Annotated in this window: 13 protein-coding genes and 1 pseudogene; 6 read left to right on the top strand and 8 right to left on the bottom strand. The window is 72.8% G+C overall.

Translation table 11 applies throughout. The annotated features are described in order from the left end of the window. Positions 1-15: 15 nt before the first annotated feature. The 3 genes from AC4H2S_RS02915 to AC4H2S_RS02905 are packed head-to-tail and all read right to left on the bottom strand — an operon-like array spanning position 16 to position 1,516. Entirely contained in the window at positions 16-579 is a 564-nt protein-coding gene (locus AC4H2S_RS02915) for a dihydrofolate reductase family protein (protein ID WP_491495461.1), read from the bottom strand. Positions 580-633: 54 nt separating this feature from the next. Beyond that, positions 634-1,122, bottom strand: a complete 489-nt coding sequence (locus AC4H2S_RS02910) for an SRPBCC family protein (protein ID WP_491495460.1) — start codon at positions 1,120-1,122, stop codon at positions 634-636. Between the two features lie 16 nt (positions 1,123-1,138). Next, positions 1,139-1,516 carry an ArsR/SmtB family transcription factor gene (locus AC4H2S_RS02905; RefSeq protein ID WP_491495459.1) on the bottom strand — a complete coding sequence of 126 codons (378 nt, stop codon included), beginning with the start codon at positions 1,514-1,516 and terminating at the stop codon, positions 1,139-1,141. A gap of 153 nt (positions 1,517-1,669) precedes the next feature. Between AC4H2S_RS02905 and AC4H2S_RS02900 the strand changes: the two genes are divergently transcribed. Beyond that, positions 1,670-2,656, top strand: coding sequence for a protein kinase domain-containing protein (locus AC4H2S_RS02900; RefSeq protein WP_491495458.1), 987 nt, complete (start codon positions 1,670-1,672; stop codon positions 2,654-2,656). A gap of 22 nt (positions 2,657-2,678) precedes the next feature. Here AC4H2S_RS02900 and AC4H2S_RS02895 read toward each other — a convergent pair whose 3' ends face one another. Continuing rightward, a complete protein-coding gene (locus tag AC4H2S_RS02895; RefSeq protein WP_491495457.1) occupies positions 2,679-3,374 on the bottom strand; it encodes an alpha/beta fold hydrolase in 696 nt (231 codons plus the stop codon). A 93-nt stretch (positions 3,375-3,467) separates the two neighbouring features. On the opposite strand from AC4H2S_RS02895, the gene AC4H2S_RS02890 reads away from it, so the two are divergent. Then, positions 3,468-4,424 (top strand): helix-turn-helix transcriptional regulator, encoded by a 957-nt coding sequence (locus AC4H2S_RS02890; RefSeq protein ID WP_491495456.1) that lies wholly within the window; start codon positions 3,468-3,470, stop codon positions 4,422-4,424. Here AC4H2S_RS02890 and AC4H2S_RS02885 read toward each other — a convergent pair. Then, complete coding sequence (locus AC4H2S_RS02885) at positions 4,414-5,046, bottom strand: hypothetical protein (protein ID WP_491495455.1); 633 nt, start codon at positions 5,044-5,046, stop codon at positions 4,414-4,416. The two genes, AC4H2S_RS02890 and AC4H2S_RS02885, sit on opposite strands and share 11 nt — an antisense overlap. Positions 5,047-5,085: 39 nt before the next feature. On the opposite strand from AC4H2S_RS02885, the gene AC4H2S_RS02880 reads away from it, so the two are divergent. Further along, the gene (locus AC4H2S_RS02880) at positions 5,086-5,271 is read left to right on the top strand and encodes a hypothetical protein (protein WP_491495454.1); all 186 of its coding nucleotides are present in this window, start codon (positions 5,086-5,088) and stop codon (positions 5,269-5,271) included. A gap of 13 nt (positions 5,272-5,284) precedes the next feature. On the opposite strand, the gene AC4H2S_RS02875 is transcribed toward AC4H2S_RS02880, so the two are convergent. Continuing rightward, a complete protein-coding gene (locus AC4H2S_RS02875; protein WP_491495453.1) occupies positions 5,285-5,887 on the bottom strand; it encodes a LysE/ArgO family amino acid transporter in 603 nt (200 codons plus the stop codon). Between the two features lie 122 nt (positions 5,888-6,009). Here AC4H2S_RS02875 and AC4H2S_RS02870 point away from each other — a divergent pair, with 122 nt between their 5' ends. From AC4H2S_RS02870 to AC4H2S_RS02860, 3 genes and pseudogenes are all read left to right on the top strand, one after another. Beyond that, on the top strand, positions 6,010-6,786 hold the full coding sequence (locus AC4H2S_RS02870; protein WP_491495452.1) for an ABC transporter ATP-binding protein: 777 nt from the start codon (positions 6,010-6,012) through the stop codon (positions 6,784-6,786). A gap of 2 nt (positions 6,787-6,788) precedes the next feature. After that, entirely contained in the window at positions 6,789-9,332 is a 2,544-nt protein-coding gene (locus AC4H2S_RS02865) for an ABC transporter permease (RefSeq protein ID WP_491495451.1), read from the top strand. A gap of 75 nt (positions 9,333-9,407) precedes the next feature. Further along, a pseudogene (locus tag AC4H2S_RS02860) lies at positions 9,408-10,882 on the top strand (peptide MFS transporter). Between the two features lie 33 nt (positions 10,883-10,915). On the opposite strand, the gene AC4H2S_RS02855 reads toward AC4H2S_RS02860, so the two are convergent. Together AC4H2S_RS02855 and AC4H2S_RS02850 are read right to left on the bottom strand one after the other, a co-directional pair. Continuing rightward, complete coding sequence (locus tag AC4H2S_RS02855; protein ID WP_491495450.1) at positions 10,916-11,959, bottom strand: DNA polymerase IV; 1,044 nt, start codon at positions 11,957-11,959, stop codon at positions 10,916-10,918. Positions 11,960-12,054: 95 nt separating this feature from the next. Beyond that, entirely contained in the window at positions 12,055-15,003 is a 2,949-nt protein-coding gene (locus AC4H2S_RS02850; protein WP_491495449.1) for a M36 family metallopeptidase, read from the bottom strand. Positions 15,004-15,098 lie beyond the last annotated feature (95 nt).

Genomic DNA, 15,098 nt, shown 5'->3' with positions numbered 1-15,098 from the left:
CGTCGCGCCAGGGGGTCAGCGCACGACGTCGTAGCGCTGCAGCACGATGCCGTTGTCGTAGGCGGCGTGCTCGACGAGCTCGAGCTTGGTCTTGTCGCTCTCGCCGAACAGCCGCTTGCCGCTCCCGAGCAGCACCGGGAAGACGAGCAGGTGGTAACGGTCGACGAGGCCGGCGCGGGCGAGGCCCTGGGCGAGCCGGGCGCTGCCGTGCACGTGGATCTCGCCGCCGTCGGTCTCCTTCAGCGCGGCCACGTCGTCCAGGGAGCGCAGCACCTCGACCGTGCCCTCTCCCCAGGGGGCGGTGTCGCCGGGCAGGGTGGTGGACACGACGTACTTGGGCATCGCGTTGTAGTCGGCGAACTCCTCCATCGAGGGCCACACCGGGGCGAACTCGTCGTAGGACTGCCGCCCGAACAGCAGGGCGGTGGCGTCCACCGTCTCCCTGCCCTTGATGTCGTAGGCCTCCTCGACGAAGTCGACGTCGGAGAAGGTCCAGCCGGCGTGCGGGTGCTCCCCGCCGCCGGGGGAGTCGACGATGCCGTCGAGGGTGATGAACTCGGTGACGACGATGGGTCTCATGGTGGCTCCTGCGCTCGTGGGCTGGTTGGTCGGACTGGGCTGGCCGGCTGGTCGTCAGGACGCGAGCAGGCCGTCGATCTGGTTGATCGCCTGCGTGGAGCCCTCGACGACGCCCATGGCGAGCACCTTCTGCAGCGTCGCGGCGTCGGCGTAGGCCCCGATGAACGTCGCGCGGGTGCCGGTGGCGGTCGCGGAGAAGTTGTAGGTGTTGAACGCGACCGGCATCTGGGGGTCGGGCGCGAAGGAGTCGTCGACGGCGAAGCCGTCCTTGAAGTCGAAGCGGCGCGGCTCCTCGACCTCGGTGACCTCCCAGTAGGAGTAGTACTTCTCCCCCTCCGGGCTGGTCATGTAGTAGGTCATCCGCCCGCCCGGGACCAGGTCGTGGTCGACGAACGTGGCGGGGTAGCCGGGAGGTCCCCACACGCGCTCGAGCTGGCGCGGGTCGGCGTAGACCTGCCACACGCGCTCGGGCGGAGCGGCGAAGTCGGCGGTGATGGTCAGCGTGAGGGCGTCGAGGTCGTGGGTGACGTCGGTGACGGGCATGGGTCGGGTCCTTTCTTCAGGTGGGTCGGTCGGGTCGGTTGCGCTCGGTGGGCTGGGTGGGCTGGGAGGGAGCGGGCTCGGCGAGGAGCTCGTCCATGCGGGCGATGCGGCCGCGCCAGAGGTCCTCGAGCTCGGTGAGCATGGCGCCCACCGACCGCACCGCCTCGACGTCGCCGCTGGCCAGGGCCTCGCGGCCCTGACGGCGCTTGGTCAGCAGTCCGGCGCGCTCGAGGACGGCGACGTGCTTCTGCACGGCGGCGAAGCTCATGTCGTAGCTGCGGGCGAGGGCGGAGACGGAGTGCTCGCCGGCCAGCACGCGCCGCAGGATGTCGCGCCGCGTGCGGTCGGAGAGCGCGTGGAACCACGCGTCCGCCCGGTCCTCGTCGTCGTCCATGACCCAAAGCTACAACTAACTGGTTGTAGGTTGTCAAGGCACCCGTGGGGGTGGGAGTGCGGCCATCGGCGCAGGAACGGGGCTCCGTGCGGAGTAGCATCCGAAGTCGGGGCGCTGTCGCGCGCCTCCCTTCGAGGGAAGTGGGACAGGCCCGTGCACAGGCTCGTGGAAGGACTTCGCCTCGGCGACCGGTACGTCCTGCAGGAGCGCATCGCCTCCGGTGGGATGGCGGACGTGTGGCGCGGTCTCGACGACGTGCTGCAGCGCGAGGTCGCCGTCAAGGTGATGCGCGCCGACCCCGACAACGAGGAGATCTTCGCCGAGCGGTTCCGCGACGAGGCGCGCCACTCCGCGGCCCTCCTCCACACCAACATCACCACCGTCTTCGACTACGGCCAGGACGACCACCTCACCTACCTCGTGATGGAGCTCGTGCCGGGCCTGCCGCTCTCGGCGATCATCCGCGAGCACGGGGCGATGCAGCCCGAGGCGGTGCGCTCGATCCTGGGCCAGGCCGCGCTCGCGCTCGGCACCGCCCACGAGGCCGGCGTGGTCCACCGCGACGTCAAGCCGGCCAACATCCTCGTCCGCGAGGACGGCCTGGTGAAGCTGACCGACTTCGGCATCGCCCGCGCGATCGACACCATCGGCCACACCCGCGTCGGCGAGATGCTCGGCACCCCCAACTACATCAGCCCCGAGCAGGCGGTCGGGGAGCAGGCCACCGGCGCCAGCGACCTCTACGCCCTCGGTGTGGTGGCCCACGAGATGCTCACGGGCCAGCGCCCCTTCGACCGCGGCACCCCGATCGCGACGGCGCTGTGCCACGTCAACGAGCCGCCGCCGCCGCTGGGCGAGGAGGTGCCCGAGGACCTGCGCGCCGTCGTCGCGTCGCTGCTGCAGAAGGATCCCGCCGACCGCCCCGACAGCGCGGTCGCGGTCGCAGTCATGCTGGGCATGGCCCCGGCCGAGCTCGCCGAGGTCGGCGTCGACCTCGCCTCCGGCGTGCACAGCGGCTACGTCGTCCTGCCGGTCACGCCGCTCACCCCGGCGACCCCGCTCGAGCCGCTGCGGCCCGCCGGCCGGGCGCCCGCCGAGATCCCGACGGTGGCGGCCGGGCCCGACGAGCTGCTGCGCTGAGTCCCGCCGGCCGCGGCGCCGCTCAGCCGACGCGCGAGCGCTGGGCCGCGGCGTCGAAGAGGGCGGCCAGGGCCGCCGGCTGCGTGAACATCGGCCAGTGGCCGGAGTCGATGTCGACCAGCTCGAGGGCCGTCGCGTCGGCGAGCTCGGGGACGTCGCCGCCGTCGATCCACTCCTGCGCCTGGGCGGGGCTGAACTCCGGGCACACCAGGGTCAGCGGCACGCCGTGGCGCCGCTCGTCGGTCCAGCGCACGACGCCCTTGGTCACTCCGACCGGGACGGGGTGGGCGCCCGCGGCGACCTCGGCCTTGAGCTCGGGCGACATGTCGTCGGAGTCGGGCCCGGCGAACGGCTCCCAGCCCGGGAACGCCACGGCGTCGCCGTCGGTCTCGAAGAAGTCGGCGTAGCTGTCGCCGCCGGTGGTCGGGAAGCCGCCGATCAGCACGACGCCGGTGACGGCGTCGGGGCGGCGGTCGGCCGCGACCCACGCCAGCGTGGACGCGGCGGAGTGGCCCACCACGAGCGGTGCGCCCTCGGCGGCGTCGACGGCGGCGAGCACCGCGTCGGCCTGCTCGTCGTACGTCGCGGTGGTGGCGCCGTCGCCCTGCCCGGGCAGCGTCACCGGGACGCCTCGGTGGCCGAGCGCCTCGAGCTCGGGCAGCACGTCGTCCCAGGCCGAGCCGTCGAGCCAGAGTCCGGCGATGAGCACGATGTCCATGGGTCCTCCTTGGTGGTGGGTGTCGACCCCTCGGCACCACGCTAGGACCGGTTCCGGACGTTCTCCGTCCGGAACCGGTGCGACGATGTCGGGGTGAGCGACATCAGCCCCACCGCCCGCGCCCTGCGGGCGCTCGACATCCTGCAGGCGCGTCCCGGCACGACCGCGGCCGACCTGGCCGCCCGACTCGGTGTCACCGAGCGCGCCGCGCGGCGCTACGTCGCGATCCTGCGCGAGGCCGACATCCCGGTCGAGTCCACCCGTGGCCCCTACGGCGGCTACACCCTCGGGCGCGGGCTGCGACTGCCGCCGCTGGTCTTCTCCGCCACCGAGGCGCTCGGCCTCGTGATGGCCGCCCTCGACTCCCACCACGCGGTCGCCGACGCCGGCGACCCGGTCGGCGCGGCGCTGGGCAAGATCCTGCGGGTGCTGCCGACCAACGTCGCCCGGCAGGCCGTCGCGGTGCGGGAGACGGCGCGAGCCGTCCCCGAGCGCGCCCCGGTGCGCCCCGACCCCGAGGTCACGACCGAGCTGGTCGCGGCGGTGGCCGCCCAGCAGCAGGTCCGGGTCGACTACCGCACGGCGACCGGCAGCGAGCGCACGTTCGACGTCGACCCCTGGTCGGTCGTGGTCCGCCACGGCCGGTGGTACCTGCTGTGCCACTCCCACCATGCCGACGCGCTGCGGACCTTCCGCGTCGACCGGATCACCGGGGTGGAGCTGCTCGAGGGCACGTTCGACGTGCCGGCCGACCTCGACCCGGCCGCGGCGCTGGAGGCCAACCTCGCCAAGGGGTGGGAGCACGACACCCACGTCGTCTTCGACGCTCCGCTCGAGGAGGTGCGCCCGTGGATCCGGCCCACCCTCGGCGAGCTGCGCGCGCTGCCGGACGGACGCTGCGAGCTGCTCGGCAGCACCAGCAACCCCGAGGCCTACGCCGGGGAGTGGCTGGCCGGCGTGCCCTTCGCGTTCACCGTGACCGGCGGGGCCGAGCTCCGCGCCGCGGTGGCGGTGGTGGCCGAGCGGCTCGCGCGGTCGGTCAGCGACTGACCGCGACCTCCGTGCCGAGCGTCCAGCCGGGCGAGACGGGCAGGTGGTCGCCGCTCCAGAACGTGCCCGGGTCGTACCAGGTGGCGCGCCGGTCGTCGCGCAGGATGCCCATCTCCATGTAGCAGGTCGCCACCACCTCGGCGCAGAACGCCGCCTCCGGCGTGACCCGCCGACCGCGCTTGCGGCGCGGGACGTACGCGTCACGGCCGCGCAGCCAGCGCGCCCCGAGCCGCGCCATGCTCGGGAAGGAGACGCCGTCGAGCCGGGCGATGGCGCGCAGCATGCCGTCCTCCTCCTCGGCACCGACCTCGGGGGCGAGCTGGCGCACCCAGGCGTCCTGGTCGTAGTCGGTGTGCCACCGCCCGACCGCCTCGCGCAGGTCGTGCAGCTGCACGCCGCGGTGGTGGGCGCCGGCCCACACGTCGAGCTGCGCCCGGCCCAGCTCGGCGTGGAAGATCAGGGGCGGCAGGTCGTCGAGGACGACCGCCATCCCGACGTGGTTGACCGGGGCGTTGGTGACGGCACGGATGGCGCGGTCGGGCGCCCGCCGGCCCCGGAACAGCCAGATGTCGCCGCTGCGGGTGAGGTCGACCGCCTGGTCGAGGGTCAGGGCCGATGCCATGCGCGCAGTCTGCCGCAGGAACGCCGCTAGGCTCGCCGCATGCGCGCGTGGAAGTGGCTCGGCCTGGCGGGGATCCTGGCCGGCGTCGCCACGGGCGCCGCCGTCGCGCGTGACGAGCGGGCGCGTCGGCACTACGAGCCCGACGAGATCCGCGAGCGACTGCACGCACGCCACGACGAGGCGCTCGCCCGGCAGGCGGACCGATCGGGCACGACCGACGCGTGAGGCGGCGCGCCGCTCAGGCGCCGAGGGCGAGGCGGACGGCGATCGCCACCATGACCAGCCCCACGAGCACGTCGAGCACCTGCCATGCGCGCGGGCTCGCCAGGCGCGGGGCGAGCAGCCGCGCGCCGTACCCGAGACCGGCGAACCACACCAGGCTCGCGGCGCACGCACCGAGCGCGAACCACCAGCGACCGGCCGCCCCGTGGGTGCCGGCGATCGAGCCGAGCAGGAGCACCGTGTCGAGGTAGACGTGGGGGTTGAGCCAGGTCAGCGCGACGGCCCGGGCCACCACGCCGCGCCGGGCCTCGACCGTGCCGCCCGCCGCGTCGAGCGCCTGCGGTCGCCGGGCACGCAGCAGCGACACCGCGCCGTAGACCGTGAGGAACGCGACGCCGAGCCAGCGCACCACCTCGACCGCCCACGGCGCCCGGTCGACGACGACCCCGATCCCGGCGACGCCGGCCACGATGAGCACCACGTCGGACAGCGCGCACACGCTCACGACGAGCCCGACGTGGCTGCGGCGCAGCCCTTGGCGCAGGACGAACGCGTTCTGCGCGCCGATCGCCACGATCAGCGCCAGACCGGTCAGCAGCCCCGCGACGACGTCTCCCACGCGGGCCAACCTAGGTGGCCGCACCCCCTGACCGACCCCGGCCCGTCCCTGACAGATGTCAGGGTCGGCTGCGGGTGTTATCCCATGGCCGCACGTCGCAACCCCCTGTCAGACTTCCTGACATGAGTGAGCAGCCCACGGCAGGGGCGCCGCAGGGCGTCGCGGCAAGTGCACGGGACCTGGTGAAGGTCTACGGCTCGGAGGAGGCCCAGGTGCGGGCCCTCGACGGCGTGACCGTCGACCTGATGAAGGGGGAGTTCACCGCCATCATGGGCCCCTCGGGGTCCGGCAAGTCCACGTTGATGCACTGCCTGGCGGCGCTCGACAACCCCACCTCGGGCGAGGCCGTCGTCGACGGCACGTCGCTGGGAGCGCTGAAGGACAAGGCGCTGACCACGCTGCGCCGCGACCGCATCGGCTTCGTCTTCCAGGCGTTCAACCTCGTGCCGACCCTGACCGCGCGGGAGAACATCGTCCTCCCGCTCGACCTGGCCGGGAAGAAGGCCGACAAGGAGTGGTTCGACGCCGTCATCGACGCCGTCGGCCTGCGCCCGCGCCTCGGCCACCGGCCCAGCGAGATGTCGGGCGGGCAGCAGCAGCGCGTCGCCTGCGCCCGCGCGCTGGTGAGCCGGCCCTCGATCGTCTTCGCCGACGAGCCGACGGGCAACCTCGACTCCACCAGCTCCGCCGAGGTGCTCGGCTTCCTGCGACGCAGCGTCGACGAGTTCGGCCAGACGGTGGTCATGGTCACCCACGACCCGGTCGCGGCGTCCTACGCCGACCGGGTCCTGTTCCTCGCCGACGGCAAGCTCGTCGACGAGCTGCGCGACCCCGACCGTGACGCCATCCTCGAGCGCATGGGCCGCCTCAGCGACGCCGCGGCACGCAAGGCGGGCTGAGCATGCTCCGCCTCACCTGGCGCAACCTGGTGGCCCGCAAGGTCCGCCTGGTGATGAGCACCCTGGCGATCGTGCTGGGCATCGGCTTCCTCGCCGGCGTCCTCACCTTCAGCCACGGCCTCGGCGCGACGTTCGACAACATCATCGAGGGCTCCACCTCCGACGCCGTCGTCCGCACCGAGGGCGAGGTGTCCTTCCAGGCCTCGGGCGCCGGCACCACCAAGCTGGTCAAGCCGCAGGTCGTCGACCGGCTGGCCGCGCTGCCCGAGGTGGCCGCGGCCGACGCCTCGGTCGACGGGGTGGGTGCCTACCTGCTCGGCGCGGACGGCAAGCTCGTCGGTGGCACCGGCGCGCCCACCCTCGTCTTCAACCACAACGACGGCGTCAACACCGCGGGCGAGCCGATCCTGATCCTGGAGTCGGGCGAGTGGCCCGACGCGCCCGGCGAGATCAACCTCGACGAGTCGTCGACCGAGCGCGGCGGCTACGAGCTGGGCGACCAGGTCACCCTCCTGCTGCCCACCGGCCAGGTGCGCAAGGAGTTCGAGCTCGTCGGCACGTCCAACTTCAACGGCGGCGGCACGGCGGGCGCCACGCTCGCGCTGCTCGAGACGAGCGAGGCCCAGGACGTCTTCCTCGACGGCGAGGACGCCTTCACCACGGTGGCCCTCACGGCCGCCGACGGGGTCAGCCAGACCGAGCTCGCCGACGCCGCGAAGACCGTCCTGCCCGACGGCTTCACCGCCGTCACCGGGCAGGAGGTGATCGACGAGTCCGACGAGCAGATCGGGCAGTTCCTCGACGTCATCGGCTACTTCCTGGTGGCCTTCGCGGTGATCGCGATCGTCGTGGGCGCGTTCATCATCTTCAACACCTTCTCGATCCTGGTCTCGCAGCGGGTGCGCGAGTCGGCGCTGCTGCGCGCGCTCGGTGCCAGCCGGCGGCAGGTGACGCGGTCGGTCCTCATCGAGGCGTTCCTCATGGGCGTGCTGGGATCCACCCTGGGCCTGCTGATCGGGCTCGGGCTCTCCCGCGGACTCGCCGCGATCTTCCGCTCCCAGGGCCTCGACATCGCGTCCGAGGTGCTGGTGCTGACCCCGTCGACGGTGATCGCCGCCTACGCCGTCGGCATCGTGGTGACGATGGTCGCGGCCTTCGTGCCGGCCCGCCGCGCCGCGAAGGTGCCGCCGGTGGCGGCCCTCCGCGACGACCTCACCGTCCAGGAGAAGGCGCTGGGTCGCCGACGCCTGGTGCTGGGCACTGTCGCGCTCGTCGTCGGCGGCGCGCTCATGGTCGCGGGCCTGGTCGGCGCACCGGGCGCCGATCCGGGCTGGATCGGCGCGGGCGCGGTGATCTGGGTGATCACCGTCGCGGTCATGGCGCCGGTCCTCGGTCACCCGGTGCTCCTGGCCTGCCGCACCCTGTTCGACAAGCTCTTCGGCACCACCGGCAAGCTCGCCGGCGAGAACGCGCTGCGCAATCCCCGGCGCACCGGGGCGACCGCCTCGGCGCTGATGATCGGCCTCGCCGTCGTCTCGGCCGTGGGCGTGCTGGCGTCGTCGCTGAGCGCGACCAACGACGAGCTGGTCGATCGCGAGTTCCGCAGCGACTTCCTCGTGCAGTCGCCGAGCTTCCAGGGCTTCCCCACCCAGGTGGGCGACGAGATGGCCGAGGTCGACGGCGTCCGCACGGTCTCGCGGATGCAGGGATCGGTGGCCCTGGTCGACCAGGACCAGAGCTTCGTGGCGGGCGTCGACGACGCGTTCGGCGACATCTACGACCTCGACGTGCGCGCCGGCACCCAGGACATGAGCGGCGACCAGACCATCCTCAGCGCGTCGACCGCGAGCGACCTCGGCGCCGAGGTGGGCAGCACGATCCCGGTGTCCTTCCCCGGCGGGCAGACGGTCGGGCTCGAGGTGGTCGGGATCTTCGAGGACACCCCGATCACCAACGGGGTGACGCTGCCCATCAGCGTCCTCGAGGACGCCGGGCTGCGGCGCAACGACAGCATGCTGAGTGTCAACGTGAGCGACGGCGCCGACGTCGACGCGGTGCACGACGCCCTCGACGAGGTCGTCGAGGACCTGCCGATCGTCACGGTGCAGGACAAGGAGGGCTTCTCCGAGCTGATCAAGCAGCAGGTCAACCAGCTGCTGTTCATGATCTACGGCCTGCTCGCGCTGGCCGTCGTCATCGCGGTCATCGGCATCGTCAACACCCTCGGCCTCAGCGTCATCGAGCGCACCCGCGAGGTGGGCCTGCTCCGCGCCGTCGGCCTGTCGAGACGGCGCCTGCGGCTGATGATCACGCTCGAGTCCATCACCATCGCCGTGCTCGGCGCGGTCCTCGGGCTCGTGGTCGGGATCCTCATCGGCGTGGCCCTGCGCCAGTCGCTCTCCGACGACCTGACCGTGCTGTCGCTGCCGCTCGGCTCGCTCGTGGTCTTCCTGGTGATCGCCGTGGTGTTCGGCGTGCTGGCCGCCATCGTGCCCGCGGTGCGCGCCTCGCGGATGAAGGTGCTCGACGCCATCGCCACGGAGTAGCCGCACGGGTGGTTGCGCCGCTCCCACCGGCCCCCGGGTGCTGACACACCCGGGGGTCGGTGGCACCGTGGAGAGGTGAGCGACTCACGCGACGCGCAGGGGACCGGTCTCGCGGACCGGTCCGACACCCGCTTCTTCGGCCAGCCGGGGGTGCTGGCCAACCTGTTCGGGGTGGAGCTGTGGGAGCGGTTCAGCTTCTACGGCATGCAGGGCATCCTGCTGATCTACCTCTACTACTCCGCCTCCCGGGGCGGCCTGGGCATCGACGAGGGCGTCGCGACCGGCATCGTCGGCGCCTACGGCGGCGGGGTCTACCTCTCGACGATCCTCGGGGCGTGGCTCGCCGATCGGGTGATCGGGCCGGAGCGGACGCTGTTCTACTCCGCGGCCTGCGTGATGGCCGGCCACATCGCCCTCGCCCTGGTGCCCGGACTGCTCGGCGTCGGCGTGGGGCTGGTGCTGATCGCCCTCGGCTCCGGCGGCGTCAAGGCCACGGCGACCTCCTTGGTCGGCTCGCTCTACGACGAGCACGACACCCGCCGCGACGCCGGCTTCTCGCTGTTCTACATGGCATCAACATCGGCGCGCTGATCGGTCCGCTGCTCACCGGCCTGCTGCAGAAGGAGGCCGGCTTCCACTGGGGCTTCGGCGCGGCGGCGGTCGGCATGGCGCTCGGCCTGGCGCAGTACGCCGCCACCCGCAGCAAGCTGCCCGAGAAGACCCACCGCGTCGCCAACCCGCTGCCCCCCGGTCGGTGGCCGCGCTACGTCGCGGTCGCGGTGCTCACCCTCGCCCTCGTCGGCGTCCTGGTGTGGCTCGACGTGATCACCGCCGCCCGCCTGTCGAACATCGTCATCGGCATCAGCCTGGTGGCCGCGATCGCCTACTTCGCGGTGATCCTCGCCGACCGCGAGGTGCAGGGCGCCGAGCGCAGCCGGATCTTCGCCTTCATGCCGCTGTTCGTGTGCAACGTGGTGTTCTGGTCGCTCTACCAGCAGCAGTTCACCGTGGTGACGATCTACGCCGACAAGCGTCTCGACCGCGACATCTTCGGCTGGGAGATGCCGGTCTCGTGGGTCAACAGCATCAACCCGGTCTTCATCATCGTGCTGGCGGGGGTGTTCGCGGCGCTGTGGACCCGGTTGGGCACGCGGCAGCCGTCGACCCCGGTCAAGTTCGGGGCGGGGACGGCGCTGATGGGCGTGGCGTTCTTCGGCTTCCTGCTGATGCCGAGCGGCCAGAACACCGCGCCGCTGCTCGGCCTCGCGGGCATCCTGCTCGTCTTCACCCTCGCCGAGCTGCTGATCTCGCCGGTGGGGCTCAGCGCCACGACCAAGCTCGCGCCCCGCAAGTTCGCGACGCAGATGATCGCCCTCTACTTCCTGTCCATCGCCCTCGGCACGGCTCTCGCCGGCACGCTCGCCGGCTTCTACGACGAGACCGACGAGGCGCCGTTCTTCATCTGGGTGGGCCTCGCCTCGGTGGTCACCGGGGTCGTGGTGATGCTCGCGTCGAAGCCGATCCACCGGCTGATGGCGGGCGTCGACTGACGTGCTCGAGGCGGTCGGCCGGGGGCTGGCGACTCAGTAGCCGCCCTCGGGGGCGACCATCTCCCCGCGCACGCCCAGCAGCCGCACCGGGCGGGCGTCGTCGAGCGCGAGGTAGAGCTCGTTGGCCGTCCGCGCGACCACCTCGACGTCGTAGGTCGGCTCGGCCAGCTTGCGGATCCGGGTGACGGTGAAGAACGGCGCGAAGCGCACCTTGAGGTGCACCCGCATCACCGCCCGGTCCTCCTTGCGGACATCGTCGACGACCCGCTCGGCGAGCTCGCGGAGGGCGGCCCGCACCTCCTCGGGCGTCGCGAGGTCGGACTGGTAGGTCGTCTCGCGGCCGTGGGCGCGGGCCACCCACGGGGTGTCGTCGGGCCGCGAGCGCCCGCCCCCGCGTCCGAGCCGGCCGAGGTGGGGACCGTTGGTGGGCCCGAACGCCGCGACCAGGGACTCGTCGTCGGCGCCGGCGAGGTCGGCGACGGTGCGGATCCCGATGGCCTCGAGCCGCGCGCCGATCCGGTTGCCCACGCCCCACAGGGCGGTGGTCGGGCGCTCGCCCATGACCTCCATCCAGTTGTCGCGGGTCAGCACGAACGTGCCCTGCGGCTTGCCGAAGTCGGTCGCGATCTTGGCCCGCACCAGGGTGTCGCCGATGCCCACCGAGCAGTGCAGCCCGGTGGTCGCGAGCACCGCGGCCTGCACGGCCCGCGCCGTCGCGACCGGGTCGTCGGTCTCGACCCCGACGAACGCCTCGTCCCAGCCCAGCACCTCCACGACCGCGCCGGGCGTCGCGCGCAGGGTCTCCATCACCCGCGCCGACGCCTCCTCGTAGACGGGGAAGTCGACCGGCAGGAAGACCGCGTCGGGCGAGCGCCGCTTGGCCAGCTTGAGCGCCAGCCCGCTGCGGACGCCGTGCGCGCGGGCCTCGTAGGACGCGGTGGAGACGACGGCGCGCTCGGTCGGGTCACCGCGGCCGCCGACCACCACGGGCAGCCCGACCAGCTCGGGGCGCCGGAGCAGCTCGACGGCGACGAGGAACTGGTCCATGTCGACGTGGAGCACCCAGTGCTGTGGCACCCCGCCATTGTGGCCGAGGGGTGCGACGTCGTCGCGGAGCGGCGACGCGCCGAGGCCCCGGCACGCGGACGTGCCGGGGCCCCGGGCGGTGTGGATCAGCGGCCGAAGGCCTGGAACTCCGTCGCCCGCACGTTGAGGTCCTGGTCGCTGCCCGCCGAGCAGTCGCTCACGGCGCGCGGGTCCTGGTCCTGCTCACCGGCGTAGTCGGGCCCGCCGGTGCACTGGTTGGTGACGACCTGGAGCCACAGGTGGGTCGCCTTGGTGCGCCGGATGTCGAACGAGCGGATGATCAGGTCCGGCGCCCGCGGCCGGGGGGCCGTGGCCGGGAACGCGTCCTCCGGGCTGACGAACACCCGGGTGAACTCGTCCTGCTCGTCGCAGTCGACCCCGCGCGCGATGGAGCACGACCAGACCTCGAACTGCCGCAGCGCCGAGTAGCGGCTCTGGCTCGGCTCGGCCGGGGTCCCGTCGGGGTTGGTGCGTGCCGGTCGCAGGTGGGTGCTGACCTGCACCCGCCGCACGTCCTGGCGCTTGGTGCCGGCCAGGTCGACGACGACGTGCTGCTGCGCGACCGGGGCGCCGAGGGCCGCCCACTGGGTGCCCTCCTCGTCGTCGATGAGGTTGACCAGGTCGGTGCCCGTGCCCTCGACCGCCGCGCCGTTGGCGGCGGACGCCAGGTTGGTGTCCATCCGCGGCGCGAGCTTCTTCGCCCGGCCGGCGGTCAGCGCCGTCAGCGGGATGCGGGCGTGGCCGTGGCCCGGGGCGCGGGCCACGAACTCGTAGTTGCCGGGCACCATCTCCACCCGGTTGGGCAACGCCGTGGTCGGGTCGGTGTCGGCCACCGGCACGGCCCGTGCCTGGTAGTGACCGACGTAGAGCTGGGCGCCCCGCACCAGGCGACCCTGCTCGTCGCGCGGCGCGAAGGTGATCGTCGACTCGTTGGCGTAGGCCGAGCGGAAGCTCGGCACCGGGTCGGCGTCGGCGTTGCCGGCGCTGGTGGCCCCCTCACCGAGGCCGCGGCGGGCGAAGGCGTTCCAGAGGATGTCCTGGTTGGCGCCGTTGAAGCGGAGCAGGTCCGCGGCCAGCATCGCGTTGCGGGAGTCGACCTGGCTGACCTGGCTGTTGGCCATCAGCAGGAACGAGTCGAACACCAGCTGCATCCAGCGCCGGTTGCCCGGGCACCCGCTGACCGGCGTCTGCCCGTTGGCGCACGACTTGTTGAGGGCCGCGTCGCCGGCGCCGTACCGGGCGAGAAAGGCCTGTCGGATGTCGAAGTTGGTCGCGGTCCAGATCTCGCCGTCGGCGTGCACCTGCGGGCCGGTGACGTCGTAGCCGATGTCGCTGTAGTTGAGCGGGCTGCGGCTCATGTTGTAGTTGCGGATGCCCGCGACCGGGTCGCCGGTCGTGTACTGGCCGATCGTGAAGGCCTGGAGACCCGACGGCGCGTAGCCGTGCTCGTGGAGGTACTCCATGGCCAGCTGGTCGCTCCAGCTCTCGCTCATGCCCTGCGGCGAGCTGACGCCGTTGCTGGGGCCGGCGATCATCCGGTTGCTGATCGCGTGGCCGTACTCGTGGCCGATGACGCTCATGTCGTAGTCGCCGTCGACGCACGGGGCGTAGAAGGAGCCGGCGATCGGCTGCCACATGTACATGTTGGTGATGGGCGCCTGGCCGTCGGGCGGGGTGAACTGGTTGGCGTTGTTGCGCGCGGCGAAGGTCGGCGGACCGCCCGAGATCGCGCCGGCCTGGGCGTTGCCCTGCTCGTAGTCGTTGCCGAGGCCACCCCTGCCGAGGTTGTCCTTCTGCATGTTCCAGGTGCTCTCGACGAAGCCGAGGTGGTACGACCAGTCGTGCATGCGGTTGTGCATGGCGAAGAGGTTGGCGCGGGCGGCGTCGAGGTCGACGTTCTCCGGGGAGTCGAACGTCGCGGGGTTGCACCCCTCCTCGTACCACTGGTTGGTCCACGGGTAGGCGTACTCGCGGGTCGGCGACGGCGTCGCCGTCTCGGTGCCGACGGTGCGGGAGTTGTTGCTGTTGCGGTTCTCGACCGCGATGGCGTTGTTGCCCAGCGTGGTGAACGTCGGCTGGTTGGTCGCCGGGTCGACGTCCCAGGGCAGTGAGGCGCTGGTGCCGACGGCCTCCTCACACCCGGTCAGCGGCGTCCAGCACCACGTCACCCGGCTGTCGCGGGAGGAGTAGTCCACCGGCGGGCTGCTCGGGAACACCTCCCACTCGGGGTTGTCGGCGTCGTGGTCGACGAGGTCCTCGCGGACCAGCACCTCGCCGGAGCGGGCGTCGACATAGCTGGCGAAGCCGGCGGCCTCGTCGTCCTCGGAGCGGAGCACCACCTGGAAGGCGGCGCGGGCCGCGGCGCCCGGCACGGGCACGGCGACCTCGGTCGTCTCGAGCACGACGGGCGTGGCGATGCCGGCGTCACGGGCGGCGAGGCCCTCGGCGTGGGCCGCCGTCAGGGTGGCCGGCGCCGGCGGCGCAGCGTCGCGCGCCAGCGACGAGCTGACGTAGAGCACCGAGCCCTTGCGCACGCCGACGGCGGCGATGCCGTCGACGCCCGCGGGGAGGTCGCCGAACTGCTGGCGCACGACCACCACGGCGGCGTCCTCGCCCAGCGGGCGGGTGGTGAGCACCTCGACGGAGTCGGCGCCGCGGGCGGTGAGGCCCAGGACGTCGCGGGACCCGGACAGGAACGCGAGCGCGGCGGCCTCGGGGTCGGCGGGCAGCCCCGTGGCGAGGGGTGCGTCGGTGGCCATCAGCGTCGCCGGCGTGCCGAGCTCGTTCCACCGAGCCGTGGCATCGAGGTCGGCGGCGGCGGAGCGCTGCTTCGACGTCGGCGCGGCGCGGCCGTCGCGGACGTCCTTGTCGCGGGAGGCGGAGTCCTCGCCCTGGAACCCGGCGCCTGCGCCGGGTGGACCCGCTGGTGGGGAGCCGGCCGAGGAGGCCGACGGGGCGAACGGTGAGAGAGCAGCTGCGAGGGAGAGCGTCACGAGGGCGACGCCGACTCCTCCGACCCGAGAACTGAGGTGCATCGTGGGATCCCTTCCGGCGACCGTGGCCGCCGCGTTCCGAGAAGACGTGGGGATCTCGTTGTACCCCGCGCGCGACGCCGTGGGAAGAGCACTTC

This window comes from Nocardioides sp. Z13_37 (assembly GCF_058355585.1).
This window is presented reverse-complemented; position numbering and strand designations above follow the sequence as displayed.